We start from the raw sequence: 25,517 nt of genomic DNA, 5'->3' as shown, positions 1-25,517 counted from the left end.
ATCAGCTAACAATGCCGAGCCAGATCACTGGCGTGCTCTTTGCGTGGCTCAGGCGGCCCGGGGCGCCTTGGAACCTGATGTCAAATAAGTCAGAAGTGCCGCCAGCAACAGCACCGCTGCGCTCGCCACGAAAGTGCTCTGATAGCCATGGCGGTCGAACAGCAAGCCGCCAACGGTCGAGCCCAAAGCGATGGCCAACTGAATCACGGCCACCATCAGGCCGCCTCCGGCCTCGGCATTCCTGGGCAGAACTTGCGCTATCCAACTCCACCAGCCGACAGGCGCCGCCGTAGCCACGAGCCCCCAGAATCCAAGCAGCATGACAACGGCAATGACCGAGGCTCCAAAGGGGATCAGCGCCAAGGCGATCACAGCCATCAGCAAGGGAATGGTCGCGAGTGTCCGGAACAGGCCGCGCCTCAGGAACGAACCGACCATCAGGGTGCCGATAAAACCCGCTGCGCCCATCACGAACAAGATCAACGACAGCGTAGAAACATCAACCATCGTCACTGTTTCGAGGAACGGCCGCAGATAGGTAAACAGCACGAACTGCCCCATGAAAAAAGCTGCACATGCGGCCATGCCCAATGCCACGGCACGCTGCCTTAACAGTCTGAAGACATTGGCGGAGCCCGATGTGCGCTCACCCGCCTCCATGGACGGCAGACTGGTCCACAGCCAGACCAGGGCGATCGCCGCTACAGGTACCAGAGAGAAGAAAGCACCGCGCCAGCCAATGACCGCCCCCAGGTAGCTGCCCAGCGGTGCGGCGATCACAGTCGCCAACGCGTTACCTCCGTTGAAGATGGCCAAGGACTTGGGCACCTGGCTGGCGGGCACCAGGCGCATGGCCGTTGCAGCGGACATGGACCAAAAACCACCGATGACCACACCGATGAGCGCACGGCCAACCATGTATGTCTGATAGTCCGGCGCCATTGCGACCACGACAGCGGATACAGCCATCATCCCGGTCAGGGCCAACAACAGCGTCTTGCGGTTGACGGTTCCAGCCAACCAGGGGATCGACAGGCTGGTCAGTACCGCGAACGCGCCGGAGATCGCGATGCCCTGCCCGGCCAGCCCTTCAGTGACATGCAGATCATCGGCCATCGGCGTCAGCAGGCTGACAGGCATGAATTCCGAAGCGATCAACGCGAAAACGCAAAGTGTCATTGCAAACACCCCGCTCCAGTACGCGGGTTGTTCATTGGCCTCAGGTATCGGGATAACAGTGGCCATCAGGGCCTCACTTTCATTCATATTCATGACTGGAATGGTGAGGCAAGGACTTCCCAGCGACTAGCTAATGAATACTTAATAAGGCTATAAGTACAACTAATCAATGAACTCAAGGGCAGTGGCGATATGGTCAGAAGGAACCTCAACGATTTACTGTCCTTTGTCACCGTGGCGCGAGAAGGGAGTTTCACCCGCGCCGCCTCGCTGCTGGGTGTTACCCAATCTGCCCTGAGTCAGGCGATCAGCGGCCTGGAAGCGCGCCTTCAGATCAGGTTACTGACACGTACCACGCGCAGCGTCTCGCCTACGGTCGCTGGTGAGCGGTTGTTGCAGGCCATCGGCCACCGCTTCGATGAAATCGAAGCGGAACTGGATGTACTGACAGAACTGCGCGACAAGCCGGCCGGCCTGGTACGAATCACCTGCGGCGATCACGTCCTGCGCAAAACCCTGCTGCCCAAGCTCACTCCATTGCTGCACCAATACCCGGATATCAGGGTGGAATTCGATGTCGATTACGGATTCAGAGACATCGTGGCTGATCGTTTTGATGCCGGGGTCCGGTTGGGTGACACCATCGACAAGGACATGATTGCCGTGCCCATCGGGCCACCGTTACGAATGGCTGTCGTTGCCACACCCGCCTACTTTGCCACCCGTGCCATTCCGAAAAACCCACGGGACTTGATGGACCATAACTGTATCAACCAGCGCATGCAGACCTCCGGCGGGCTTTACGTATGGGACTTTGAGCGGCGCGGCAAACAATTGAACGTGCGCGTAAACGGACAACTGACGTTCAACACCTCCGTCCACATCGTGGAGGCGGCGCTGGCGGGACTGGGCATTGCCTACCTGCCCGAAGAGGAATTTTCACCCCATCTTCAGGAAGGCAGGCTGATGCGGGTACTGGAAGACTGGTGCCTCCCGTTCGCTGGATACTATTTGTACTACCCCAGCCGACGGCAACCCTCTCCGGCGTTTTCGCTTGTTTCCAATGCGCTGCGCGAGGGCGTCTAAAGGCGGAAAAGCCCCGGTTCAGTACATGGATAGAGCAGAGGCCTGCCGCCCGGCTGTCGAGCCTTTATCAGCGGGTTGATCGGCTCACTTTTTGATGGGGGTGACGAGCGTCTTTTCGCCAGTGTCGAGGACGAACACGGCCAACAGGCGTGCCGGTTCGGTGTCGCTGGCGTTGGCGCTGACTTCGTGTACCGAACCCGGCTCTTCTACGAAGTTTTCGCCGACGTGGTAGATCTTTTCCGGCTGGCCTTTGACTTTGATGCGAAACGCACCCTCCAGCACCGTTGCATAGATGAAGGCCGTTTTCGGATGGGTGTGGGATGGCGACGCAGCGCCCGGCCCATACTCGACGACCACACCTTTCATGCTCTTGCCGGGGATGTTGGGAATGGGACGGTCAAACACGACGGTCACCTTGCCGGGGGGCGGCTCAGCGGCCGACGCTGCGCCGATCGACAGTGCTGCGAAAGCCGCAGCCAATAGATATCGGGTAACCATGGCAATACTCCTTCGAGGGTAGGTGTGATGACGGCGCGCCCCATGACCGGGGCGACGCCTTCCTGAGCGGTCGCTGGTGGCTTCAGCGACCGGCTTCGGCCATTGACCGGGTGAGCCAGTCTTCAAAACGGATCGCGCCCAGGCGCGGATGTTGGCCGGGGGTCAGTGATTGATCGTCGAGCACGGCGCCGTAGTAGCGCGCGTGCACGTCCGGTACGACCCGGCGAGTATCCCGAGTGGCCCGCAGAAAGCGCCTGACCAGCTCGTCAATCGGCATGGCCTCGGGCCCCGCGACTTCGACCGTGCCATTGAGCGGCGCTGCCAGCACTACATCGGTGAGTGCCGCCACCACGTCGTCGGACGCCAACGGCTGGATCAGCGCTGGCGATACATGAAGTTCTTCGCCGACGGTAAACGAATCGGCGATGCCGCCGACGAATTCGAAGAACTGCGTGGCACGCAAAATGGAGTAAGGAATGCCGGAAGCCTTGATAAGGCTTTCCTGGGCAACCTTGGCCCGGAAATAGCCGTTCTCGGGCAGCCGTTCGGTCCCGACAATCGACAGCGCAACGTGATGCCGAACACCGGCGGCCGCTTCAGCGGCCAGCAGGTTACGGCTGGAAGTTTCGAAAAACTCGAGGACGGCCTGGTCTTCCCACGACGGCGCGTTCGCCACGTCGACGACGATGTCGGCACCATCCATCGCCTGGGCCAGGCCCTCGCGGGTGATGCTGTTGACGCCCGTGCTGGGGCTGGCTGCGAGCACGTCATGGCCACGCTCGCGCAGGTTCTTCACAAGTTTTGATCCGATGAGGCCGGAGCCTCCGATGACGACGATTTTCATGGGCGTTCTCCACGTGTCGACGGCAAGCATTGCGTCGGTGTAAGGGGAGATTGCCTGCGCGCGCCTACGAAGTCCTTGTGCCTGCCGTGATTTTCCCTCCACGAAAGCTTGGTTTTACGTCCAAGGACATCGATGCCGGACGTCGTCTCTGCCGCCGACGGTGCGGCGGCTTTGGGGCTGCCGTATCATCAATCCCCAATACCAATCGTCAGTCGCCTGGGACACGGAGTTGAGGGCGCTTTGCCAGAGGATCCTCACCTTGCCATTCGTGTTTGAAGACTACCTGCTCGATGAGGAGCGCCGGGAACTGACCTTGCGCGGGCAAGTCGTGGCCGTCGGGCCGCAGGTTTTCGATCTGTTGCTGCTGTTCGTCAACAACCCTGATCGCGTCATGAGCAAGGACGATCTGCTCCAGGCGGTGTGGAACGGCCGGATCGTCTCGGAATCGACGATCACCAGCCACATCAATGCAGTGCGCAAGGCCATTGGCGATACCGGTGAGGAACAGCGCCTGGTGCGCACCGTCGCCCGCAAGGGCTACCGCTTTGTCGGCCAGATCAAGGTCAGCGGGAACGGCGAAACGCAGCAGCCGCAACGGACGGTCATCGATGAGCACTCGGCCACAGCAGCGAAAGCAATGCCCCCCTCCTTGCTCCTCCCGGACAAACCCTCGATTACCGTCCTGCCCTTCCAGAATTTGAGCGGCGATCCGGAGCAGGAGTATTTCGCCGACGGCATCGTGGAAGATCTGATCGCGGCCCTGTCGCGTATCCGCTGGCTGTTCGTCATCGCGCGCAATTCAAGCTTCACCTACAAGGGGCGGACAGTGGATGCCAAGGGCGTCAGCCAGGCGCTGGGCGTTCGCTACCTGCTGGAAGGCAGCGTGCGCAAGTGCGGGGAAAAAGTGCGCATCACCGGGCAACTCATCGACGCGACGAGCGGGACGCATATCTGGGCGGAACGCTTCGAAGGCACGCTCAACGACCTCTTCGAGCTACAGGACCAAATCACCGAAAGCGTCGTCGGCGCCATCGCGCCGCAACTGGAACGGGCAGAAATCGAACGCGCCAAGCGCAAACCGACGGAAAGCCTGGACGCCTACGACTACTATCTGCGCGCAATGGCAAAACTGCACAACGGCACCCGGGAAGCCCTCGATGAGGCGTTGCCGCTGTTCTACAAGGCCATCGAGCTCGATCCGGAATTTGCATCGGCCTATGGCATGGCAGCCTGGTGCCACTTCTGGCGCAAGATCAACGGCTGGATGACTGATCGGACGCAAGAGATCGCCGAGGGCATACGGCTTGCGCGTCTGGCGGTGACGCTTGGCCGGGATGATGCGGTCGCGTTGACCCGAGGTGGACATGCATTGGGCCATCTCACTGGTGATGTGGACGGCGGCATTGCCTTGCTCGACAGGGCACGCCTGCTCAATCCCAACCTCGCCCCCGCCTGGTTCCTGGGCGGCATCCTGCGTGCACTGCGCGGTGAAACGGACGCCGCCATCGAGCATCTGGCCCATGCCGTTCGCTTGAGTCCGCTGGATCCGGAAATGTTCAGGATGCAGATCGGAATGGCGCTCGCGCATTTTTTCGCCGGGCGCTTCGATCTCGCGACGCAATGGGCGGAAAAGGCGCTGGGCAACCTGCCCGGTTTCCTGCCCCCGGTGGCAGTGATCGCGGCCAGTCATGCCCTCAGCGGACGAATGGATAAAGCGAGGCTGGCGATGCAGCGTCTCCGGGAGCTGGATCCCGCTTTGCGCCTCGGCAACCTGAAAGACTGGCTGCCGATCCAGCGACCCGAAGATTTCGCGCGCTTCGTCGATGGACTGCGGTTGGCCGGTTTGCCTGAATGACCGAAGAACATTCAGGCCTCGCTCAGAGGTGCAGCCAGGCCAGTGAACCCAACATGACGCCAACACCGGCGGCCCCAAACGAGACCCGCTTGAGCCATTCCTTGCGCGTCAGCAAGGTAATGGCCGCCAGCGAAATGGCGATCTGGATTGCCGTCATCGCCTGGGCCCAGCGATGATGCTGATGCAGCACCCGCTCTGACTTTTCGTCCCACTCGCGCGCCCCTTGCTCGAGCGCTTCGGCCTTCTTGCGCGCCTCCTCTTTCTGCTCCCCGTAGCGCCGCGCCTCAGCGGCATAGTGGGCGGAATCCAGCCCTGGGAGATGGCTCGCCAGCTCCGACAGGTTCTGCCGGCTGGACTTGGCCTGGTAGTAATTCCACTCGTTGGCGGCTTCGGTCTTCTGGATGGCGGCGTTGTTTTTGTCCATGGCCGCCTCACTCTCCGTTGAGCCGGCCTGATAACTCATCATGGCGCCGACGGTCGCCATGATCGCCGTCATCACCGCAATCTTGCTGGCAAAGCCGTCGCCTTGTACGTGCGCATGATGGGTGGCGTGCTCGATATGCTGCTCGTGTGGACTGGGAACTTCGAACTCTTCAGGCATGGGTGTCGATCTAGGAGGAGTGAGTGGCGGTGGACAGGCAGTCTAAAGCAGACATCATGTGTCTAGTAGATCCAGCGAGGGGCTTTCGGGCGGACGCTTACTGTCCGGGGTCTGGCCAGAAGGTTTTAGAAAATGCGTAAGCGACGGGCTTGAAACCGGAAGCAGGCTGCAGCTTCCGTTTCCCGGATGCTGATAGTTCAGTTGGAAGAGTTATTCAGCTGCTGAAGCTCAAGTTGCTTGGCAGCACTGGCTTCGAGGTTTGCACGCTCTTCATCCAGATACCGATAAATGCTTTGGAAGTCGGCGATTTTCTGTTTGATTTCTGCCATCTTCTTTTCAATTAACTTAGCGCCGTCAGCACAATCGATCAGCTTGTTGCGCTGCGCATCCAGAATCTCGCCTATTTCCCCCAGGGAAAACCCCATGCTTTGCGCGCGCTGGATAAAGACCAGATCCTGCAGAGTTTGCGCTGTGTAAACGCGATAGTTGTTAGTTCCCCGCAGCGCTGAGATCAGGCCGATTTGCTCGTAGTAACGCAGCGTATGGCGGCTGGCACCGCTGCGGGCCTCGAGTTCGCCGATTTTCATGAAAACACCGCTTGACTATAGAGTTGGGTCGATAGTTTACGCTTGATTTCTCACCTTAACCAGGAGCAGGAAATGAGCGTGGAGTGCTTTGTCACGGGGGGTACCGGCTTCATCGGTCAACATTTGGTGGCGTACCTGAGTGCAAAAGGTCACACCATTCGGGTGTTGATGCGTCGCCCAGAGCGACTGGCTGCACTGCGGGAGCAAGTCGACAATTTGGGAGGGAATGCAACCCGGGTATTTGCCGTCGCTGGCGATCTGGAACGGGACAACCTCGGGCTCAGTCTTGCTGACCGAGCAGTGCTAAGGCACGCCAGCGTCATATTCCACCTGGGCGCCCACTTCGCCTGGGGGCTTTCAGTGGAGCATTCTCGTGCGGTGAATGTAGAAGGGGCAAAGCGCGTGGCGCTGTTGGCGGCTGAGCAAAAAAGCCGGTTAGTGATGATCGGCGGCTACATGCTGAAAAATCATGAACATCTGCAACGCATCGGGATCGATCCTCGTTATCCGGAGCTGACGAATTGGCCCGCCGTCTACCGGCATGTCGGTGGTTACGAGGGGAGCAAGCTGGAGGCGCATTTTGCGACCCTGGAGGTCATGGCCGCCAAGGGCGGGGAGATAACCGTCGTCCACCCCGCGACGGTTTGTGGCCACAGCCGCACCGGGCATATCCTTGACGGTCAGCCGCTGGTGGAGCTGATACGCAACCTTGCACAGGGAAAGCTGACTGCCGTGCCCGGTACCGCCGAGCACTGGCTACCGCTGGTTACCGTGGATCACCTGGTTGAACTGATGGCGGTTTGTGCTTTTGATCCTGCCATGGTGGGTCAGGAACTGCTGGCGCTTGATGACCAGACTCCCAACTTGCGAGAACTCCTGGTACAGGTGGCGCAACCTTTGGGCTTAAAGTCTCCCAAGCATTACATTTCGCTGCGTTTTCTGAAGTTGCTACTGAGTATTCCTCCCGTCGCGCGTTTTTTGAATTCAAAACCCGAAGCCTTGGACTTTATCCAGACCACTCGTTTTGATACAGCGGCGGTCGAGCAATTTGCCAACAGGCATGGAATAGCCAAACCGGATATACGCCAGTCTTTGCAGCACACTGCAATGTTCGTCAACTCGTATTACATGGCGAAGGGCAAGGCCTGCTGACCTTTCTTGAGGGCGACAAAGCCGTTAGCCCCGATTTAATTGGACTTACCTAAGGTAAGTCATGCAGATTCATGCCGGAATAAATACCGGGATTGGCGGGATCTTCGTATCCTCAAACTTTGCGCCGTCGATGCAGGGCGGCATTCTATCGAACGACAATTCAGCGACAGGGATCGTCATCCATGCAATCTACTTTCAGCAAAGGCGTCATATTTGCACTCTCCGCTGCGGCACTGAACGCAACGATCGGTGTACTCAGCAAAGTACTCATGAGCAATGGTTTCACCGCCAGCAGTGTCGCTGTCATCAAGACCGTACTGGGTTGCGTGCTTCTCTCGATCTTACTGTTTTTCCTCAAGCGCCCGGCGACGTCGACCAAATGGACTCAGGCGGCTATCTGCGCATTCCTTGGCATCTTTGTGCTGTTCCATTTCGAAACGTCCGCCTATCGACACTACGCCGCGGCAGGTGTGGTGGTGGTGCTGATGGCCAGTGCCTCAATTTCCTCGATCCTTCTGGGGCGCATTTTCCTCAAGGATGCCATCACCGCGAACGCCACCGTTGGCGCCGCACTGGCTATCGCCGGGATCTCGGTGATCTTCGGCGGCGACCTGCAACAGGGCTTTACCCTGCAAGGTGCTGCGCTCGCCTGCATGGCCGGCTGCGGCTATGGGGCCTTTTCGGTTGCCATGAAGCGAATGGGTGTGTCGGGGGGGCTGCACTTCACCCGACAATTGTTGTTCTTTGGCAGCCTGTACCTGCTGATGCCGGCTGCGGCCGATGGTTTCGCGATGGGCGAGCTGTCGCCGCTGGCGATCGCCGCGCTGCTGGCGCTGGCCACGCTGCCGACAATCCTGGGCTTCTTCTGCACCACCAAGGCCATCGAGTATCTCAAGCCATCCCAAGTGCAAGCGCTGGAGCTGACCGAGCCACTGTTCGCCGCACTGCTGGCGTTTGTGGCGCTCAATGAAGTACCGCGCGAAAGCCTGTACGCGGGAGCGGCACTGATCATCGTCGGCCTGTGTTTCTCCAATGAACTGATCCGCTTGGGCAGCAAAGCATCCGTCACTTCGACTGAGTGAGCTATTTTCGGATCCTGATTACTTTAACAATCAGTGGTTTTTAAGTGTTTTGAGCGGCAGACTGCTCCTGGCCGATTTCTGCCCATCGTGACAGGAAGAAATCGGCCAAGAATGGTCACCGGGATGCGCCGGGAAAACGTGTTGATTTAACGGGCATCAGGAATGACCGTGTGTGCCGACGCGATGGCTGATATCTTTCCCGCGCTCCAAATCGCGTCCAATCGACGCTGACCCCATCAAGGAAGATAAAAACAATGAAAATGTTATTCATCGCTTCGCTAGGAATTTTATCGCTGACTCAAACATCACTATCCTTCGCGGATAATGCTAATGGAAAAAATCTCTATCTACAGCGATGCAGCATGTGCCACGGAATGGATCTCAAAGCAACAGGACCGCTGGCTAATAAAAGCAATCCGTCTACACCCGATCTAACAACGTCCGCTTTCAAAAAACGATTAACTGATTATCCGGGCGTGATTGTATCTTCGATAATACTTCGCCCCAATGGCGACTTAATTCCAAGAACCTTGCGTGAGAATGGAGTAAAGCTATCGCCGCACTCATGGAGCGTTAAGGATTTGCGCGATTTAAATCAATACATGGGTGGTGTGATTTCACAAAATCGATGACCTTTGAAGTGCCTGGTCCTGTGCTAACACCTTTCCCTGATCCAGCTCCGGCCCGCAGTTTACTGGCTGTGGCCGGATGTTGTCCTGGTGTTCACGGTGTTAATGCAGAGTCCCCCAGCGGCACCGCGACAGGCAGAAAGCGGCCGATTCTGTTGAAAAAGTCGGCCCAGGTTTCCACGGTAGAAAAGTACGCGCTTGAGATTGAAATCTTTACATTGAGCAGAGGATTCCGGGCTCAGATTTCGCGTAGCGGCGCGCAAATAACGCATCTTCAGCGGTCAGTATGTGGGAAGTCTGGAAGAACCGACTTTTTCAACAGAATCGGCCAAAAGCAGACGTTCAAACAACAGAATTTGTGTATTCTTCTCACCAGTATTCCCCTGGGCGAGTGCAGCGAGGCTTGTTGCCACGTCCTGGACTTTCGCCATCTAGGAGTCCTTGGCAATTGTTCCGCACTACCCAGGGTTAGATATGCTAGCAGTGGCAATTAACGTATGGCGTTTGTCGGCTCGAGTCGCGACCTGGTAGTCGCCAATAACCCCTAAGACGCTTTAATAATTCATTCGAGCATTAAGAAATCAAAGCATGCAACAAATGAAACTCAGAGCGCCTGAGGAAAAATCAAAAAAAATAGTTGTTACAGTGATAGCGTTTCTGCTCTTTGGCGCATGGTTTTATTATGCTGGCTGGGCTTCTAGCATTTCAGCGCGAACAGTTTTAATGCCTGAAATACCCGAGTGGACGACATACCTGTTGATCGGTTCCATTACTGGGCTTATCGCTGTAGCTCGCACACTATACCGGCGCCCGGGCGGCAAAATAGCAAAACGAACTTTAGACTCTTTTATTGGTTGGTTTTGCTTAGGATTTGGCTTATCTATCAATATTTATGCCACCGCCGCCTACCTTCTGCCTGGCGAGATTATTACTTATGAGTCTTCATATGAAATAACCTACCCTGGGCCTTCCATTGGAAGATTTAGTCATTGCGAGGCAGGTCTGTGGATCGAGGATACAAGCACGCACCGCAGGATTGAGCTTTGCACGAATAAAATGGACTTAGAGGAAAATATAAAGCAGGGTATGAAGACCGTATGGGTGAGTGCCCGCGCAAACAAAATAGGTAGCTACATTGTCAGCTATACATTTATCTATAAGTAGACCCACTAGGTTCGACCTTTTTTTTCGTGAATAAAAGATTAAGCGACAGCTATGGATCGGTTCGGGCCTGTCTCGACCACAATAAAACGGCAAAAAAGCAGATGCTTGATTATGAAACAGTTAAATCCAGAATATTTACTAAAAGAAAATGTACATGAAGAAGCTAAGTAATGATTTCAGTGGAGCACTCCGAACGTTTGCGTACTTCATGGCAAGTGGAAGCCACTACATGCTTGAAAACGTAGAGTACCTCGACATTTATGGCTCTGAGCCGAGTGCAATTGAGATGGTCTTCGCGATATTCGCGAACGTAATAGAGATGGACAGCGAAGGCAACGTGCTCAATTTCACCTACGCCCAAAGGAGAGCGACTGACTACTTAAGGTCATACTGCGACCCATCTTTCAAAGTAACGCCGCCTCTTGAAGACTGGGAAACCGAGCTCTATGGGCCGCCCTCACTCGGACGCTAAGAAATGGCTTTAGCTCGCAGACACGGGGGACCGGAAAGGGTCGAAAGATCGTAAGCGCTCCATGAACCCCACCTATTCAAAAATAGGCGGCGCGCTTAGCAAGGCGATGCGAGCGAGCAGTTCCAAGGCAGCAAGGCCTCAAAGTCTTCTACCCTCGAGGCTTGTGGCAGGCGCTCAAGTGCATGGCGCAGCCACGCATAGGGCTCTTGGCCGTTGGCTTTAGCCGTCTCGACCAAACTGTAAAGTTGAGCGCTGGCTGTCGCGCCTTTGGGCGTGTCGCTGAACAGCCAGTTCTTGCGCCCGACAACGAAGGGCCTGATCGCACGCTCTGCCGCATTGTTGTCGATCGGCAAGTAACCGGCTTCGGTGTAGCGCACCAACTTGATCCAGTTGCTGGCCAGGTAGCTGATGGCTTTGCCCAGTGCATTCTGCGCCGTCACTTGTGGCTGGGTTTTCTCCAGCCATGTGTGCAACTGCGCCAACACCGGCAGGCTGTTTTGCTGTCGGCTTTCGTGGCGATGTTCATCGCCGGCTTCTTTTAAATCTCGCTCGATACCGTACAGCTTGTTGATCAGATTCAGCGCGATATCGGCGCGCCCGGTTTTGCCTTTAGGCTGCACCTTTTGCGCCTCGACAAACTTGCGCCGCGCATGTGCCCAACAGCCTAAACGTTCGACACCGGATTGCGCGCCCAAGGCGTTATAACCAGCGTAATCATCGGTCATCAGGTAGCCGCGATAACCTTCAAGCAGGCGCGACGGAACTTCCTGCGCCCGGCTGGTCGAGTAGTCAAACAAGATAACGGGCTGATCCGGCGGCCCGCCGGTTTGCACCCACATCCAGGATTGGCTGGTTGGCTCTCGATCTGGCTCTTTCATTACCTGGACACGCGTTTCGTCGCAATGGATGACGCGACTTTCCAGCAGTCGATCCCGCATTAAATTCAGCAAGGGTTGCAGGTGTTCGCCGCACTGGATCACCCAGCGCGCCAAGGTTTGGCGTGGAATATCGACGCCGTGGCGACCGAGGACTTTTTCGAAGCGGTGCAGTGGCAGGCCATCGACGTATTTGGTCGTCAGCAACATCGCCAACACACTGGGGCTGGCCATGCTCTTTTCGATCAGTTGCGCCGGCTTGTCGGCGGTAACCGGTGCGGTTTCGCAATCGCGGCAACCGTAGACCTTGCGCACATGTTTGATCACGCGGATTTGCATCGGCACGATATCGAGCTGCTCGCTGATTTCCTCGCCAATGGCGTGCTTGCGGCAACCGCAGGCGCAGGTCAGCTCGTGCTCGGGCAGTTCGTGAATGACTTCGATACGCGGAAGATCGGCGGGCAGAGGCTTGCGTTTGCCCCGTCGCCTGGACGGCGCGACGGCCTCTTCTTCAACCGCTTCGTCGACCGTCTCGGCGACGCTTTCAGCTTCGTTGAACAAGGCCATTTGCGGGGTCGAAGGATCGGCTGTCTGCTCTGACTTGCGCCCGAAAAGGCGCTGACGCAGCAGTGCGTTTTCTTCTTCGAGATGAACGATCTTGCCCTTATCCGACTCCCGCTCACTCAGCATTTGCTCAAGCAGCTGCTTGAGCAAAACAGGGTCGTCAGGAAGGTCTTTGGGCATGGAAATCATGCCCTGGATTATACCGAATCAGGCGACGAATCGAGGCGTCAAAACTTGATGCGGACGGTTGCGCCACAAATCAAAACCGTCCAATAACCAGTTGAGTTCTTGAACCGTCAGCACGATGGCTTCATCCGAACAATCCGGCGATGTTTTGAAGCGCTCGGATTCCAGGCGCTTTAGCCAAAGGCAAAAGCCGTTGCGCTCCCAATACAAAATCTTCACTCGGTTGCGAGGCTTGTTGAGAAAGACGAAAAGCACCGGATCAAACACCGCGACTTTGATGTCCAGTTCGACCAGAGCGGCGAGGCCATCGATGGATTTTCGGAAGTCGACAGGCTTGGGATAGAGATAGACTTTTTCGACTTTTGCGTCGGGACGCATCATGAGGTGCTGGCTCCGTAAAGGAATCGGGAGCACAGCATCGGGGATCAGGTGACGGCTTTGAATGTGGGGTTTATGGAGCGCTTACTAACCTTCAAGCAGGCGCGACGGAACTTCCTGCGCCCGGCTGGTCGAGTAGTCAAACAAGATAACGGGCTGATCCGGCGGCCCGCCGGTTTGCACCCACATCCAGGATTGGCTGGTTGGCTCTCGATCTGGCTCTTTCATTACCTGGACACGCGTTTCGTCGCAATGGATGACGCGACTTTCCAGCAGTCGATCCCGCATTAAATTCAGCAAGGGTTGCAGGTGTTCGCCGCACTGGATCACCCAGCGCGCCAAGGTTTGGCGTGGAATATCGACGCCGTGGCGACCGAGGACTTTTTCGAAGCGGTGCAGTGGCAGGCCATCGACGTATTTGGTCGTCAGCAACATCGCCAACACACTGGGGCTGGCCATGCTCTTTTCGATCAGTTGCGCCGGCTTGTCGGCGGTAACCGGTGCGGTTTCGCAATCGCGGCAACCGTAGACCTTGCGCACATGTTTGATCACGCGGATTTGCATCGGCACGATATCGAGCTGCTCGCTGATTTCCTCGCCAATGGCGTGCTTGCGGCAACCGCAGGCGCAGGTCAGCTCGTGCTCGGGCAGTTCGTGAATGACTTCGATACGCGGAAGATCGGCGGGCAGAGGCTTGCGTTTGCCCCGTCGCCTGGACGGCGCGACGGCCTCTTCTTCAACCGCTTCGTCGACCGTCTCGGCGACGCTTTCAGCTTCGTTGAACAAGGCCATTTGCGGGGTCGAAGGATCGGCTGTCTGCTCTGACTTGCGCCCGAAAAGGCGCTGACGCAGCAGTGCGTTTTCTTCTTCGAGATGAACGATCTTGCCCTTATCCGACTCCCGCTCACTCAGCATTTGCTCAAGCAGCTGCTTGAGCAAAACAGGGTCGTCAGGAAGGTCTTTGGGCATGGAAATCATGCCCTGGATTATACCGAATCAGGCGACGAATCGAGGCGTCAAAACTTGATGCGGACGGTTGCGCCACAAATCAAAACCGTCCAATAACCAGTTGAGTTCTTGAACCGTCAGCACGATGGCTTCATCCGAACAATCCGGCGATGTTTTGAAGCGCTCGGATTCCAGGCGCTTTAGCCAAAGGCAAAAGCCGTTGCGCTCCCAATACAAAATCTTCACTCGGTTGCGAGGCTTGTTGAGAAAGACGAAAAGCACCGGATCAAACACCGCGACTTTGATGTCCAGTTCGACCAGAGCGGCGAGGCCATCGATGGATTTTCGGAAGTCGACAGGCTTGGGATAGAGATAGACTTTTTCGACTTTTGCGTCGGGACGCATCATGAGGTGCTGGCTCCGTAAAGGAATCGGGAGCACAGCATCGGGGATCAGGTGACGGCTTTGAATGTGGGGTTTATGGAGCGCTTACGAAAGATCCAGCCGAATGGCTGCTTTTGGCCCAGAGTGTGTAAAAACGCTTCGCCAAAATTGAAATGTGCGCGTCCACGTTAAATCTGAAATTTATCGGCACGTCAGCAGATGTGGATTTCGCGTAGAAGCGCGATTTTCAGTCCGGTTTTGAGTACCTGTCGTGCTCAAAAACGTTTTTACACACTCTGGGCCGTTTGCAGCCCTTCACGACAGGCAGCAAACAGCCAGAAGCTACCGATCGGACCCGCCACCGCTTCGTCTGGAGCAACTTATTCAGTGGATCTTTCTCCACTGATCATTGCTCATCGCCAGGCGAAACCCGAGATGAGACATGGCGTTCACAGGATCCGCACCCTGCCGGGCACTGGTGCGAAAGCTCGTGCAGTAACTGTCGCTACAGAGAAATGATCCACCTCGAACCACACGCTGCGGTGCATGGGCCGTGGGCCCGAGAGCGGGGTCATAGCTTTCGGCCGGCCCCGCTGGGTTAAGCGCCACTTCATCCGCCGATCGTCGTTTGAGTTCAACTTCAAATGCATCGGAACGATACCAGTCGGCGACCCACTGCCAAACGTTCCCGGACATGTCGTACAGCCCATAGGCATTGGGTTTGTAGCTGCCTACCGGTTTGGTGCCGATCTTGAATTTATTGCTTGAGCCGGTCACTGGAAACGGTTGTACCTCATCCCAGGTGTTGGCCATTTTCTGGCCTCCCGGCGTGAAATCATTGCCCCATGCGTACTCCGCTTGTTCCAGTCCGCCTCTTGCCGCGTATTCCCATTCAGCCTCGGTCAGCAGACGTTTATGTGCCCACTGTGCGTAAGCCTTTGCATCTTCATAAGAAACCTGGACGACCGGGTGGTTTTCCTTGCCCTCGATGGTGCTGTCCGGGCCCAACGGATGACGCCAGTTCGCCCCGGGTACAAATGCCCACCACTGGCTGAAATCATCCAGCGGGATGGGTCGGTCGCTACCGGTGAAAACCATTGCGCCAGGTACCATCACACTGTCGTCTGGCTCTGGAGTACCCGCGGGTAGCTGTACTCTCAAATCGTCCCATACGGGCTTGCGTTCGGCGGTGGTGATGTAGTGCGTTTGCGCAATGAAACGGGCGAAATCGGCATTAGTGACATCGTGGCGATCAATCCAGAAACCATCGACCCGGACCTTGTGGGCTGGCCCCTCGCTGGGCTTCGCCTTCTTGCTGTCGCTGCCCATCAAGAATTCACCGGCAGGCATCCAGACCATCTCCCGAGGGCCATTTTTTCCATCGCCCAGGGTCATCGGCGATGGATCACGAATGTGCTGATAAACCGCAAACGCCACGCCGACGGACAAGAGTCCGACGGCTGCGATGGCAATGCCCCAGCGTCTGTTCTTGATCTGCATCGATGCATTCCCGGGTTTCCCGAACTGCAAGGATTGTGCGGCGGATGGTTGACTGAGCACACCTGGAAAAATTGATTGAGTTGATAAAAATCAACAACCGCAAAACAAACACGGCCCACTTTTAACTGCCCACGCTTCTTACCCGAGCGACCACCGACTTGCAGCACTGTGTTCCCTACAGGAGCCCAATGATGAACCCTCTGTGCTCAGCCCCCGCAAGGCGAATGGCCTGCCTCCTGCTGCTATGCCTTATCCTCGGGATCGACACCCATAACCCTCAGGCGGATCAATTCGATGGTCCCCCTGGCGGAACCAGCTCCACTCGAGTGATTTCCGGAGACCAGCTGCCGGCGCCCGACGTACCGTTCGCGGGCACGATCACGGACATTGCGCAAAGCTCCAAACCCTACTGGCCAGCGACCATCGTGCCGCCCAAGGGCGCGCCGAATGTGCTGCTGATCATCACCGATGACGCCGGCTACGGGGTATCCAGCACCTTTGGCGGGGTGATCCCGACGCCAGCCATGGATCGCATTGCTGCCAGCGGCCTGCGCTACACCCAATTCAACTCCACCGCGCTGTGCTCACCGACCCGCGCGGCACTCATTACCGGACGCAACCACCACTCAGTCGGTTTCGGGACTGTTTCCGAAACGGCCACCGGTTATCCCGGCTATGACAGCATCATCGAAAAAAACACCTCGACGATCGGCCGCATTTTGCAAGATAACGGTTACCACACCTCCTGGTTCGGCAAGGATCACAACACCCCCGCCTTCCAGGCCAGCCAGGCCGGGCCCTTCGGTCAATGGCCAACCGGCATGGGTTTTGAGTACTTCTATGGCTTTATCGGTGGCGACACCAATCAGTGGCAGCCCAACCTGTTCCGCAACACCACCCAAATCTATCCATTCGAGGGCAAGCCTGGCTGGAACCTGACCACGGCAATGGCCGACGATGCGATCGACTACATGCAGCGCATGAACGCCCTGACCCCGGACCGTCCATTCTTTGTCTACTACGCACCCGGCGGCACCCACGCGCCCCATAACGCGACGCAGGAGTGGATCAAGAAGATCAGTGACATGCACCTCTTCGATGGCGGCTGGAACCAGCTGCGCGAGACCATCTTTGCCAACCAGAAAAAGCTCGGTGTGATTCCCCCGGACACCAAACTGACCCCTTGGCCCAACGATCTGTTGCCCGCCTGGGACAGCCTGAGCGCCGACCAGAAGAAGCTGTATATCCGCCAGGTCGAGGTGTTCGCCGCTTACGAGGCCTATACCGACCACGAGATCGGCCGCGTGATCCAGTCCATCGAGGACATGGGCAAACTGGACAACACCCTGATCATCTATATCACCGGCGACAATGGCACCAGCGCTGAAGGGCAGATGTTCGGCACGCCTAATGAAGTCGCCATGTTCAACGGCGTGCAAATACCGGTCGAGTTGCAACTGAAGAAATACTATGACGCCTGGGGCAGCGACCAGACCTACAACCACATGGCGGCTGGTTGGGCCTGGGCCTTTGATGTGCCCTTTACATGGGTCAAGCAGATCGCTTCGCACCTGGGTGGCGTGCGTCAGGGCATGGCCATTTCCTGGCCCGCGCGGATCACTGACAAGGGTGGCATCCGTACCCAGTTCCACCACGTCATCGACGTTGTGCCAACCATCCTGGAGGCCACCGGCATCAGTGCGCCGAACAGGGTCGATGGCATTGCCCAGAAGCCCATCGAAGGCAACAGCCTGCTTTACACCTTCGACAAGGCAAACGCCCAGACGCCCTCTGCCCACAAGACTCAATACTTCGAAATGCTCGGCGACCACGCGCTCTACCACGACGGCTGGATGGCCAGTACCAAAGTGGTGCGGGCACCCTGGAATATGACCGCCAAAGCCTCCGATCCCATGCAGATGCAATGGGAGCTGTACAACCTGAACGAGGACTACTCACAGTCCACCGATCTGGCGTTGCAGAACCCGGAGAAACTGAAGCAACTGCAGGCCATGTTCATGGATGAAGCCCGCAAATATCAGGTACTGCCGCTCGACACTTCAGTGCTGCCGCGGATGATATCGCCAAGGCCGAGCATTACGGCCGGGCGCAACGTGTTTACCTGGGGCCATCCTCTGACGGGCACACCCAATGGTGATGCGCCGAGCGTGCTGAATACCTCCTACACCTTCACAGCCGAGGTGGAAGTTGGCGATAACGGTGCCGAAGGCATGTTGATCACCCAGGGCGGACGTTTCGCTGGCTATGGCTTCTACCTGCTCAAGAGCAAACCGGTGTTCCTGTGGAACCTGATCGATCTGGAGCGGGTACGCTGGGCGGGCGCCGACGCGCTCACACCGGGCAAACATGTGCTGGAGTTCGACTTCAAGTATGACGGCCTCGGCGCTGCAACGTTGGCGTTCAACAGTTTTTCGGGCGTCGGTCTCGGCGGCATGGGCACGCTCAAGGTGGATGGCAAGGTGGTGGACCAACACAAAATGGAGCACAGCCTTCCCTTCACCCTGGCCTGGGATGAAAGCCTGGATATCGGATCTGACACCCTCACCGGGGTCAACGACACAGACTATCTGCCGCCGTTCACTTTCACCGGCAAGCTGAACAGACTGACGCTGAAGATTGACCGCCCCGAGCTGAGCCAGGCCGATATCGAGAAACTGAAGCAGGCCCGGCAAGCCATTGAGAGCGGCAAAGAGTAAGGCATGAATTCAATATACGGGGTGATTCAGGTTGCACGTGCGCCGACGAACCTGGGGGGCCCCTCAATTGAACGAATTCATCCCTGACGCCGTGCGGTTGTCGCACATCTTTGCACAAGCCACTGCCCCTACGTTTTTCCTCGGTGCAATAGCGGCGTTCGTCTCGTTAATGACTTCGAGGTTATCAGCTGTCATTGAACGTACACGGGTACTCAATGCGATCCCCGAAGACGATCTGAGGCGTGCGCACCTCAAGGCCGATCTGGAGCGATTGCGGCGGCGGGCTGAATTGTTGAACGCCGGCATCCTGTCATCTTTGCGTGGCGGACTGTGCGCCACCTTGCTGCTCGCCATCATCTTCTTGACCGAGTTCATCGGCTTCAAGTACGCCTATGGTGCCGGTCTACTGTTCGTGGTTGCCACCTACTTCCTCGGTGTGGGTCTGTATCGATTCGCCCAAGAGGCAAAAATCAGTGTCAGTTCGGCGGATGAACACCTTTAGCCGATTCAAATGTCACCTGCCAGGTCCTCAAAGATCGATACAGCAAAACGCGTTGGGCAGGTGACCAAACCTGCCCAACGCAATACGACCTGACCAGACCTTCGTGAGTCCCCTACCCTAATGTGTTCAAGCACACGACCTTGGGCTGGGTCATTTCCTCATAGGCAAAACGCACCCCTTCCCGGCCCAGGCTGCCGTACTTCGAACCGCCAAACGGCATCGCATCGAAGCGGTAGTCGGAAGAGTCATTGATCATCACCCCTCCGGCTTCGATCCTCCGTGCGGCGCTCATCGCCGTCGCCAGGTCATTGGTGAAGATCCCCGCATGCAAGCTGTATTCGGGTTCGTTGGCCAGATCGATGGCTTCGTCGAACGATTCAAAGCACTGCAAGACCACCACCGGAGCGAACACTTCATTGCGCCAGAGTCGACTGGAATGGTCGACGTTTTCCAGTACAGTCGCCGCGTAGCACGATCCCTGGCGTCGATGACCGCACAGTAAAGTCGCGCCCGCTTGCAACGCCTCGTTCACGACTTGCTCGGCATTCTGTGCCGCTTGCGCCGTAATCATCGGCCCGATATCGGTATCGGCCAGCATCGGGTCGCCGGTGACAAGCGCTCGGGCCTGGCTGACGAAACGCTCCCGGAAGGCTTCATAAATCGATGCCTGAATCAGCAAGCGCTGAGTGCCTACGCAATTCTGCCCCGCCGCCCAGAAGGCGCCGGACAGGCAACTCTCGACGGCGGCTTCAAGGTCGCAATCACCCATGACGATCACCGGCGCATTGCCGCCCAGGTCCATGGCCAGTTTCTTCAAGCCGGCCGTGCGGGCGATCTGCTCCCCGGTGACGAAGCCACCGGTGAAGGAAATCATCCGCACTTCACGGGAGGCGACCAACGCCTTGCCCAGTTCCGCACCGCCGGTGGCGACTGTCACCACTGTTTCCGGCAAACCTGCCGCGACCAGACAGGACACCAGCTTGATGGCCGACAACGGCGCGAGCTCCGACGGCTTGAGAATCACCGCATTACCGCCCGCGATGGCCGGACCGAGTTTGTGCGCCACCAGATTCAACGGATCGTTGTACGGCGTGATCGCAACGATCAGGCCCAAGGGTTCGCGGGAAAACCAGCCTTGACGCGATTCAGAGCCTTCATACGCGTCGAAAGGCACCACCTCGCCGGCATTGCGCTTGGCCTCCTCGGCCGACAACTTCAGGGTGTTGATGCAGCGCTTGACCTCTTTTTCCGCCTGTTTGAGGGTCTTTCCGGCTTCAGCGACGATCAGCCTGGCAAACGCCCCGGCATCACGCTCAATGTTCATGGCCGCTTGTTCGAGAATGCGTGCCCGACGATGACGCGCCAGCGCGGCGCAAGCCCGGGCACCCTGACGCCCGCGCTCCAGCAATTGCGGAACCTGCGATGCGCAGACATTGGTTACGCTGCCAATGACGGCGCCGTCAAAGGGGTTCAAGACTTCAATGGGCGGCTCCACGATATCCAGGGCCAGGCGCGATAGTTTCACAGGCTTACTCCTGATTGTGTGCACGGGTTTGATGGATGCTGATGATGTCCGACAGCAACGCGAACGCTGTTTCCGTGCGACCGGCCCCCGGCCCCGAAACCGTCACGGCGCCAAGCAGCCCGGTGGTAAAAGACACGGCATTGGTCGCGCCGCAGACACTGGCCAACGGATGATCGTTGCTCAACAGACGTGGTTCGACACTGGCGCTGACCGAGCCATCGGCCTGACGTTTGGCCGCACCGATCAGCTTCCAGCGAGCGCCGTCCTGCCGGGCCTGTTCGATGTCGCCAAGGCTGAGGGACGAAATGCCGCTGCAGGTGACGTCGTTGACCGTGAGCCTGGCGTCCAGCAGTTCGTTGGCCAGGATCACCACCTTGAGGCGCACGTCATGCCCCTCGACATCGGCAGTCGGGTCGGCTTCGGCGTAACCCAGTTCCTGCGCCTTGGCGACGGCCTCCGCGAACCCGAGACCACCTTCCATGGAGGTGAGAACGAAGTTGGACGTGCCGTTGAGAATCCCCTCGAAACCGACAATGGAACTGCCCGCCAGCGCCTGCCTGGCCAGGCGAATGACTGGCGTGCCACTCATCACCGAGCCTTCGTATTCAAAGGCGACGTTGTTGCGGCGGGCCAGTGCCTTGAGCTCGCTACCGTGCAAGGCAATGGGCCCCTTGTTGGTGGTCACGACATGCTTGCCACCCTCGAGCGCCCAACGGCAGAACGAAGTCGCCGGTTCACCATCCACCGGGTTGGTAAAGGTGGCTTCAACAATGATATCCGCTCCCGAATCCTTGATCACCGCTTCATTGAGGGCGGTGACTTCACCACCCGGCAGCTGCGCCAAGGCACCTTTGGCGGCTGGCAATCGGGCCAGCACGCCGGCGTCCAATCCTTCACGGCCTATGATCGAACCGAGAAACAGGTCGGTCACGCCAACAATTTTCAGGGTGAAACCCAGCTCGGTTTTCCACTGTTCGTTACGTTCGGCAATCAGCTGAGCCAACGCCCGGTTAACACCGCCAAAGCCAACCAGCGCCAATTTGTATTCAGTCATTTTGTTATGCCCCCTGATCCGGGTGATGGGTTGTTGAGCACTAGGTTAGGGGTCGGGCCAGGGCAGTGAAATAGGCCAAATTGCTCTATTTTGTGGGCGTTTTGACCAGCGCCGGAGCAAAGTTTCAGGCATGAAGAAGGATCTTCACGCGATCCCGGGAAACACCGAAAACGCAATACCTGTAGGAGCCAGCCTGCTCCGGGCGGCGTTCCGACGATGGACTCCAGTGCGCCGCGTTTATCCAGGCCATACGCGTAATCGTTAACGACCATCGCTGCGATGCGGCGACCCGACAAGCCAGCTCCCACAGGGGGCGGTGCCCTGGCATAGCTCACGCAATCCCTGTAGGAGCGAGCCTGCTGGCGAAGGACTCCAGTGCGCCACGTTTATCCAGGTCATACGCGTAATCGTTAACGACCATCGCCAGCAGGCTGGCTCCCACACGGGAATGTACCCAGGCACAGGTAACGCAATCCTGTAGGAGCGAGCCGGCTCCGGGCGGTGTTCCGACGATGGACTCCAGTGCGCCGCGTTTATCCAGGCCATAAGCGTGATCGTTAACGACCATCGCCAGCAGGCTGGCTCCTACAAGGGGCGGTGCCCTGGCATAGCTCACGCAATCCTGTAGGAGCGAGCCGGCTCCGGGCGGCGTTCCGACGATGGACTCCAGTACGCCGCGTTTATCCAGGTCATACGCGTAATCGTTAACGACCATCGCCAGCAGGCTGGCTCCCACACGGGAATGTACCCAGGCACAGGTAACGCAATCCTGTAGGAGCGAGCCGGCTCCGGGCGGCGTTCCGACGATGGACTCCAGTACGCCGCGTTTATCCAGGCCATACGCGTGATCGTTAACGACCATCGCCAGCAGGCTGGCTCCTACAAAAATGAAGCGACCTCCAAATCAATGAAGGCATAAAAAAAGCCAACGCAGGTTGGCTTTTGGCAGCACGCAAAACGGGCTATACGACTGACGACAATACGAAGGACGTCACGGTGTTTTCCACGCCAGGCAATGCGGCAATTTCAGTCCAGACCTTGTGCACCCGTTGCGGGCTCGCCGCGCCGACCCGCAGCATCAAGTCGAACTCGCCGCTCATCACATCGCACTGGAGGACCTCCGGAATTTCCCGCAGCGCTTGCAGCACTTCTGCGCCGCGCATCCGGTCGTAGCGGTACACGAAAATCACCGCGTTGATGTCCGAGGCGGCCTGTCGCCCCTCCCCGGTTTTCACCGTATAGCCCTGTATGACACCGTCCCGTTCAAGTCGCTCGATACGCTGACGCACGGCGTTGCGCGACAGGTTGACCTTGGCCGCCAACTCGGCGTGTGCAGCCCTGGCATTGAGCCGTAGCTGCGCGATGATGTGCTCATCGAGAGGGTCCAGAATTCGCTTCACTTGGCCTCCTGTTGCCGCGTCGTCACAGCGCGTTCAGCAGCGCATGAATGGTATCGAGGTCGTCCGGCTCAATCCGGTGAAGCTGTACATGGCCCTGTGCCGCGACTTCGCGTTGCGGCACCGCCAGACTGATGCCCAGTTCACCCAACAGCGCCGCTGACTTGGCCGGTGAAATTTCCCCCAGGGTCACCATCGGCGCGACCAGGCTTCGACGATACAACCTGGCCGCCAGGACGCCGGTGGCGGTATGCGGGTCGATGACGTAACCGGTGTCGCGATACAGCGAGGTGATTTCCTTCAGCGTCTGCTCATCACTGACCGCGTAGGAGTCGATGATCATCCGCGCCTGCAACCAGAACTCGTTGGCGATGACCATCTCGCCGCTGGACTCGAAACCCGCCATCAGGGCACTTACCGCCTGATCGTCATGCCCGTAGAGTTCCCACACAAAACGTTCCAGATTGGCAAAAACCGACAGATCCATGGCCGGCGACAACGTCTTGTTGGCGCGCGATCGGCTGTAGTGGTTCTTTTGAAACAACTGATGCAACGCGTCATTCTGGTTGGTCGCCACGATCAGCTGGGTGATCGGCAGACCCATTTTCTGCGCGATGTAGCCGGCATACACCTCGGCAAAACTCGCGGCCGGCACGCTGAAACCGATCGGTCGTTGACCGCCTCCCAGTTGCAGCACCGCGTGGAAATAAAACACCAGTTGCGCCAGCACACTGACCCAATTGCTGGAGTTGAAACTGATCGCCTCGTGCTGCGCATAGGACCACTGTCGCAACAGCCGCGTGACAATGCTCTGGCACTCGTCGAAGCTGCCATTGACGGCAAACTGATGAACCCTCGGGTGGGCCACGGCCTGCAGATGCCGGAGTTGGTCCTGGGGCACGCCCGCCTCGGGGTAAAACACCATCACGGTGGTTTCTTCGCAGTGCTTGAACGCTTCGATGGCCGCCAGCCCGGTGTCGCCGTTGGTGGCACCGATCACCACCCCGCTACGCCCGCGCTTACGCAGAAAGTGCTGCACCAGCCGTGCCTGCAACTGAGCAGCGAAATCCTTCGAAGAGCGAGTCGGCCCGTGGAACAACTCCAACACCCACTCGTTACGATCGACCTGATGCAAAGGTGCCAGGGAGCGATGACTGAACTGGCTGCCGGCCTCTTTCAACAGACGCTTGAGGTCAGCCTCGGCGATCGCCTCACCCACAAACGGGCTGATCACTCTGTAGGCCAGCTCGTCATAGGACAAGGTCGACCAATTGGCAATGTCCTGTGATTCAAACAGCGGCAATTGGAGCGGTACGAACAGCCCTCCATCCTCGGCGACTCCCGACAACACGACCTTTTCGAAATCGACCTGCACGGCCGAATTCCGGGTACTCACATAACGCATGGTTGGCTCCGGCGATTTATTTGAAACGATGGGCCTGCTCGACCAGCCAGGTGGAAAATATCGCCGCGTCGGGGTGCTGCTCGGCCCCGGAATCGCGTACGAGGTAAAAAGACTCGCTGGCGTCGATACGCTGGGTAAAGGGTTCGACCAATCGCCCATCCCGAAGCATGTCATCGACCATCGAGGACCGCGCCAGGGCAATCCCCTGCCCCAGCTCGGCCATGCGCAAGGTGGAAATCAACGTGTCGAATTGCATGCCGGTCGAGAAGTCGACGCTGTGCGCGCCGACCATGTTCAACCAGTAGCCCCAACCCTCCTCGTAACCCAGCACATGCAACAGCGGATGGTTCGATACGTCCGCAGGGACCGTCAGCGGTGACTTCGCCATCAAACCCGGCGAACACACCGGGAACAACGTGTCCCAGGTCAGTCGCTGCGACACCAGCCCAGGCCATTGACCGTGGCCCCAGCGAATCTCCATGTCGTCTTCGCCATCCAGCTCCTTGACCCAGATATTGCTGATGTAGCGGATATCCACATGGGGATGAACCTGGCTGAACGCCTGCAGTTTGGGCGCCAGCCAGTGCACGAAAAACGCCAGGCTCCCGCGCACCTTGATCGGCCGACGTTTGTGTTGACCAAAAATTTCGTTGGTCCCCACGGCCAGTCGCGTGATTGCGTCCTGCACCACCGGCAGGTACGCCTGGCCTTCTTCCGACAGTCCCAGGCCACGGGGCAGGCGCTTGAAAAGTGCAACCCCAAGGTGGCTTTCCAGTTGGCGGATCTGCTGGCTCACGGCGCCCTGGGTCAAACACAGTTCTTCGGCGGCATGGGTGAAGTTCAAACAGCGGGCAGACACCTCGAATGCCCGCAGCCAGTTCAGTGGGGGTAACGTCTTTTGCTTCATGGCTTGAACCTCTTGGACGCCCCCTC

Annotated in this window: 25 protein-coding genes and 1 pseudogene; 9 read left to right on the top strand and 17 right to left on the bottom strand. The window is 57.9% G+C overall.

What is annotated here, in order from left to right:
• Positions 1-48 precede the first annotated feature (48 nt).
• A complete protein-coding gene (locus ACX3YF_RS20605) occupies positions 49-1,245 on the bottom strand; it encodes an MFS transporter (protein ID WP_458974176.1) in 1,197 nt (398 codons plus the stop codon).
• 126 nt (positions 1,246-1,371) lie between these two features.
• Here ACX3YF_RS20605 and ACX3YF_RS20600 point away from each other — a divergent pair, with 126 nt between their 5' ends.
• Entirely contained in the window at positions 1,372-2,265 is an 894-nt protein-coding gene (locus ACX3YF_RS20600; protein ID WP_198131870.1) for a LysR family transcriptional regulator, read from the top strand.
• Between the two features lie 84 nt (positions 2,266-2,349).
• On the opposite strand, the gene ACX3YF_RS20595 is transcribed toward ACX3YF_RS20600, so the two are convergent.
• Together ACX3YF_RS20595 and ACX3YF_RS20590 are read right to left on the bottom strand one after the other, a co-directional pair.
• Complete coding sequence (locus tag ACX3YF_RS20595) at positions 2,350-2,763, bottom strand: cupin domain-containing protein (RefSeq protein WP_458974175.1); 414 nt, start codon at positions 2,761-2,763, stop codon at positions 2,350-2,352.
• Between the two features lie 82 nt (positions 2,764-2,845).
• Positions 2,846-3,607: an SDR family oxidoreductase gene (locus ACX3YF_RS20590; RefSeq protein ID WP_204149846.1), complete on the bottom strand. Its 762-nt coding sequence runs from the start codon at positions 3,605-3,607 to the stop codon at positions 2,846-2,848.
• A 259-nt stretch (positions 3,608-3,866) separates the two neighbouring features.
• Between ACX3YF_RS20590 and ACX3YF_RS20585 the strand changes: the two genes are divergently transcribed.
• Positions 3,867-5,462: a winged helix-turn-helix domain-containing tetratricopeptide repeat protein gene (locus ACX3YF_RS20585; protein ID WP_458944875.1), complete on the top strand. Its 1,596-nt coding sequence runs from the start codon at positions 3,867-3,869 to the stop codon at positions 5,460-5,462.
• A gap of 22 nt (positions 5,463-5,484) precedes the next feature.
• Here the strand turns inward: ACX3YF_RS20585 and ACX3YF_RS20580 are convergent, their stop codons facing one another.
• Positions 5,485-6,063, bottom strand: a complete 579-nt coding sequence (locus ACX3YF_RS20580; protein ID WP_198131866.1) for a DUF4337 domain-containing protein — start codon at positions 6,061-6,063, stop codon at positions 5,485-5,487.
• A 197-nt stretch (positions 6,064-6,260) separates the two neighbouring features.
• Positions 6,261-6,650, bottom strand: coding sequence for a MerR family transcriptional regulator (locus ACX3YF_RS20575; RefSeq protein WP_198131865.1), 390 nt, complete (start codon positions 6,648-6,650; stop codon positions 6,261-6,263).
• A 72-nt stretch (positions 6,651-6,722) separates the two neighbouring features.
• Between ACX3YF_RS20575 and ACX3YF_RS20570 the strand changes: the two genes are divergently transcribed.
• The 3 genes from ACX3YF_RS20570 (at position 6,723) to ACX3YF_RS20560 (ending at position 9,516) form a co-directional block, all read left to right on the top strand.
• On the top strand, positions 6,723-7,802 hold the full coding sequence (locus ACX3YF_RS20570; protein WP_458974174.1) for an SDR family oxidoreductase: 1,080 nt from the start codon (positions 6,723-6,725) through the stop codon (positions 7,800-7,802).
• Between the two features lie 182 nt (positions 7,803-7,984).
• Positions 7,985-8,884, top strand: a complete 900-nt coding sequence (locus ACX3YF_RS20565; protein ID WP_204149849.1) for a DMT family transporter — start codon at positions 7,985-7,987, stop codon at positions 8,882-8,884.
• A 254-nt stretch (positions 8,885-9,138) separates the two neighbouring features.
• Complete coding sequence (locus tag ACX3YF_RS20560) at positions 9,139-9,516, top strand: c-type cytochrome (protein ID WP_458974173.1); 378 nt, start codon at positions 9,139-9,141, stop codon at positions 9,514-9,516.
• Positions 9,517-9,794: 278 nt separating this feature from the next.
• On the opposite strand, the gene ACX3YF_RS20555 is transcribed toward ACX3YF_RS20560, so the two are convergent.
• Positions 9,795-9,944 carry a hypothetical protein gene (locus ACX3YF_RS20555; RefSeq protein WP_458974172.1) on the bottom strand — a complete coding sequence of 50 codons (150 nt, stop codon included), beginning with the start codon at positions 9,942-9,944 and terminating at the stop codon, positions 9,795-9,797.
• Between the two features lie 157 nt (positions 9,945-10,101).
• Here ACX3YF_RS20555 and ACX3YF_RS20550 point away from each other — a divergent pair, with 157 nt between their 5' ends.
• Both ACX3YF_RS20550 and ACX3YF_RS20545 read left to right on the top strand, forming a co-directional pair.
• Positions 10,102-10,677, top strand: coding sequence for a hypothetical protein (locus tag ACX3YF_RS20550; RefSeq protein WP_458974171.1), 576 nt, complete (start codon positions 10,102-10,104; stop codon positions 10,675-10,677).
• A 154-nt stretch (positions 10,678-10,831) separates the two neighbouring features.
• A complete protein-coding gene (locus ACX3YF_RS20545) occupies positions 10,832-11,149 on the top strand; it encodes a DUF7677 family protein (protein WP_009048737.1) in 318 nt (105 codons plus the stop codon).
• 95 nt (positions 11,150-11,244) lie between these two features.
• Here ACX3YF_RS20545 and tnpC (ACX3YF_RS20540) read toward each other — a convergent pair whose 3' ends face one another.
• The 5 genes and pseudogenes from tnpC (ACX3YF_RS20540) to ACX3YF_RS20520 all read right to left on the bottom strand — a co-directional run bounded on the left by tnpC (ACX3YF_RS20540) (position 11,245) and on the right by ACX3YF_RS20520 (position 15,984).
• Entirely contained in the window at positions 11,245-12,777 is a 1,533-nt protein-coding gene (gene tnpC, locus ACX3YF_RS20540; RefSeq protein WP_130211648.1) for an IS66 family transposase, read from the bottom strand.
• Between the two features lie 18 nt (positions 12,778-12,795).
• Positions 12,796-13,155: an IS66 family insertion sequence element accessory protein TnpB gene (gene tnpB, locus ACX3YF_RS20535; protein ID WP_019412232.1), complete on the bottom strand. Its 360-nt coding sequence runs from the start codon at positions 13,153-13,155 to the stop codon at positions 12,796-12,798.
• A gap of 87 nt (positions 13,156-13,242) precedes the next feature.
• A pseudogene (tnpC, locus tag ACX3YF_RS20530) lies at positions 13,243-14,130 on the bottom strand (IS66 family transposase); the annotation flags it as partial.
• Positions 14,131-14,148: 18 nt separating this feature from the next.
• Positions 14,149-14,508 carry an IS66 family insertion sequence element accessory protein TnpB gene (gene tnpB, locus ACX3YF_RS20525; RefSeq protein ID WP_019412232.1) on the bottom strand — a complete coding sequence of 120 codons (360 nt, stop codon included), beginning with the start codon at positions 14,506-14,508 and terminating at the stop codon, positions 14,149-14,151.
• Between the two features lie 360 nt (positions 14,509-14,868).
• The gene (locus tag ACX3YF_RS20520) at positions 14,869-15,984 is read right to left on the bottom strand and encodes a formylglycine-generating enzyme family protein (protein ID WP_458944872.1); all 1,116 of its coding nucleotides are present in this window, start codon (positions 15,982-15,984) and stop codon (positions 14,869-14,871) included.
• A 224-nt stretch (positions 15,985-16,208) separates the two neighbouring features.
• On the opposite strand from ACX3YF_RS20520, the gene ACX3YF_RS20515 reads away from it, so the two are divergent.
• Together ACX3YF_RS20515 and ACX3YF_RS20510 are read left to right on the top strand one after the other, a co-directional pair.
• Positions 16,209-18,701, top strand: a complete 2,493-nt coding sequence (locus tag ACX3YF_RS20515; protein WP_458974170.1) for an arylsulfatase — start codon at positions 16,209-16,211, stop codon at positions 18,699-18,701.
• 67 nt (positions 18,702-18,768) lie between these two features.
• Positions 18,769-19,203 carry a DUF2721 domain-containing protein gene (locus ACX3YF_RS20510; protein WP_198131859.1) on the top strand — a complete coding sequence of 145 codons (435 nt, stop codon included), beginning with the start codon at positions 18,769-18,771 and terminating at the stop codon, positions 19,201-19,203.
• Between the two features lie 112 nt (positions 19,204-19,315).
• Here the strand turns inward: ACX3YF_RS20510 and ACX3YF_RS20505 are convergent, their stop codons facing one another.
• From ACX3YF_RS20505 to ACX3YF_RS20480, 6 genes are all read right to left on the bottom strand, one after another.
• Positions 19,316-20,728 carry an aldehyde dehydrogenase family protein gene (locus tag ACX3YF_RS20505; RefSeq protein WP_130211611.1) on the bottom strand — a complete coding sequence of 471 codons (1,413 nt, stop codon included), beginning with the start codon at positions 20,726-20,728 and terminating at the stop codon, positions 19,316-19,318.
• Between the two features lie 4 nt (positions 20,729-20,732).
• Entirely contained in the window at positions 20,733-21,782 is a 1,050-nt protein-coding gene (locus ACX3YF_RS20500) for a homoserine dehydrogenase (protein ID WP_458944870.1), read from the bottom strand.
• Between the two features lie 331 nt (positions 21,783-22,113).
• Positions 22,114-22,644, bottom strand: coding sequence for a hypothetical protein (locus ACX3YF_RS20495; RefSeq protein WP_458974169.1), 531 nt, complete (start codon positions 22,642-22,644; stop codon positions 22,114-22,116).
• Positions 22,645-22,744: 100 nt separating this feature from the next.
• Positions 22,745-23,182 carry an Lrp/AsnC family transcriptional regulator gene (locus tag ACX3YF_RS20490; RefSeq protein WP_047530378.1) on the bottom strand — a complete coding sequence of 146 codons (438 nt, stop codon included), beginning with the start codon at positions 23,180-23,182 and terminating at the stop codon, positions 22,745-22,747.
• A gap of 22 nt (positions 23,183-23,204) precedes the next feature.
• On the bottom strand, positions 23,205-24,584 hold the full coding sequence (thrC, locus tag ACX3YF_RS20485) for a threonine synthase (RefSeq protein WP_448646939.1): 1,380 nt from the start codon (positions 24,582-24,584) through the stop codon (positions 23,205-23,207).
• A gap of 16 nt (positions 24,585-24,600) precedes the next feature.
• A complete protein-coding gene (locus tag ACX3YF_RS20480) occupies positions 24,601-25,491 on the bottom strand; it encodes a LysR substrate-binding domain-containing protein (RefSeq protein WP_458944867.1) in 891 nt (296 codons plus the stop codon).
• Positions 25,492-25,517 lie beyond the last annotated feature (26 nt).

Source organism: Pseudomonas fluorescens group sp. PF-69 (assembly GCF_054481235.1).
The sequence above is the reverse complement of the archived record's forward strand: the minus strand, read 5'-3'. Positions and strand labels throughout refer to the sequence as shown.

Coding starts and splice junctions, on each gene's coding strand:
- ACX3YF_RS20515 (WP_458974170.1), top strand. CDS start 16,209: ATGGCCTGCCTCCTGCTGCTATGCCTTATCCTCGGGATCGACACCCAT.
- ACX3YF_RS20575 (WP_198131865.1), bottom strand. CDS start 6,650: ATGAAAATCGGCGAACTCGAGGCCCGCAGCGGTGCCAGCCGCCATACG.
- ACX3YF_RS20495 (WP_458974169.1), bottom strand. CDS start 22,644: ATGGTCGTTAACGATCACGCGTATGGCCTGGATAAACGCGGCGTACTG.
- ACX3YF_RS20545 (WP_009048737.1), top strand. CDS start 10,832: ATGAAGAAGCTAAGTAATGATTTCAGTGGAGCACTCCGAACGTTTGCG.
- tnpB (WP_019412232.1), bottom strand. CDS start 14,508: ATGATGCGTCCCGACGCAAAAGTCGAAAAAGTCTATCTCTATCCCAAG.
- tnpB (WP_019412232.1), bottom strand. CDS start 13,155: ATGATGCGTCCCGACGCAAAAGTCGAAAAAGTCTATCTCTATCCCAAG.
- ACX3YF_RS20580 (WP_198131866.1), bottom strand. CDS start 6,063: ATGCCTGAAGAGTTCGAAGTTCCCAGTCCACACGAGCAGCATATCGAG.
- ACX3YF_RS20595 (WP_458974175.1), bottom strand. CDS start 2,763: ATGGTTACCCGATATCTATTGGCTGCGGCTTTCGCAGCACTGTCGATC.
- ACX3YF_RS20570 (WP_458974174.1), top strand. CDS start 6,723: ATGAGCGTGGAGTGCTTTGTCACGGGGGGTACCGGCTTCATCGGTCAA.
- ACX3YF_RS20480 (WP_458944867.1), bottom strand. CDS start 25,491: ATGAAGCAAAAGACGTTACCCCCACTGAACTGGCTGCGGGCATTCGAG.
- ACX3YF_RS20605 (WP_458974176.1), bottom strand. CDS start 1,245: ATGGCCACTGTTATCCCGATACCTGAGGCCAATGAACAACCCGCGTAC.
- ACX3YF_RS20600 (WP_198131870.1), top strand. CDS start 1,372: ATGGTCAGAAGGAACCTCAACGATTTACTGTCCTTTGTCACCGTGGCG.
- ACX3YF_RS20550 (WP_458974171.1), top strand. CDS start 10,102: ATGCAACAAATGAAACTCAGAGCGCCTGAGGAAAAATCAAAAAAAATA.
- ACX3YF_RS20565 (WP_204149849.1), top strand. CDS start 7,985: ATGCAATCTACTTTCAGCAAAGGCGTCATATTTGCACTCTCCGCTGCG.
- ACX3YF_RS20555 (WP_458974172.1), bottom strand. CDS start 9,944: ATGGCGAAAGTCCAGGACGTGGCAACAAGCCTCGCTGCACTCGCCCAG.
- thrC (WP_448646939.1), bottom strand. CDS start 24,584: ATGCGTTATGTGAGTACCCGGAATTCGGCCGTGCAGGTCGATTTCGAA.
- ACX3YF_RS20520 (WP_458944872.1), bottom strand. CDS start 15,984: ATGCAGATCAAGAACAGACGCTGGGGCATTGCCATCGCAGCCGTCGGA.
- tnpC (WP_130211648.1), bottom strand. CDS start 12,777: ATGATTTCCATGCCCAAAGACCTTCCTGACGACCCTGTTTTGCTCAAG.
- ACX3YF_RS20560 (WP_458974173.1), top strand. CDS start 9,139: ATGAAAATGTTATTCATCGCTTCGCTAGGAATTTTATCGCTGACTCAA.
- ACX3YF_RS20500 (WP_458944870.1), bottom strand. CDS start 21,782: ATGACTGAATACAAATTGGCGCTGGTTGGCTTTGGCGGTGTTAACCGG.
- ACX3YF_RS20590 (WP_204149846.1), bottom strand. CDS start 3,607: ATGAAAATCGTCGTCATCGGAGGCTCCGGCCTCATCGGATCAAAACTT.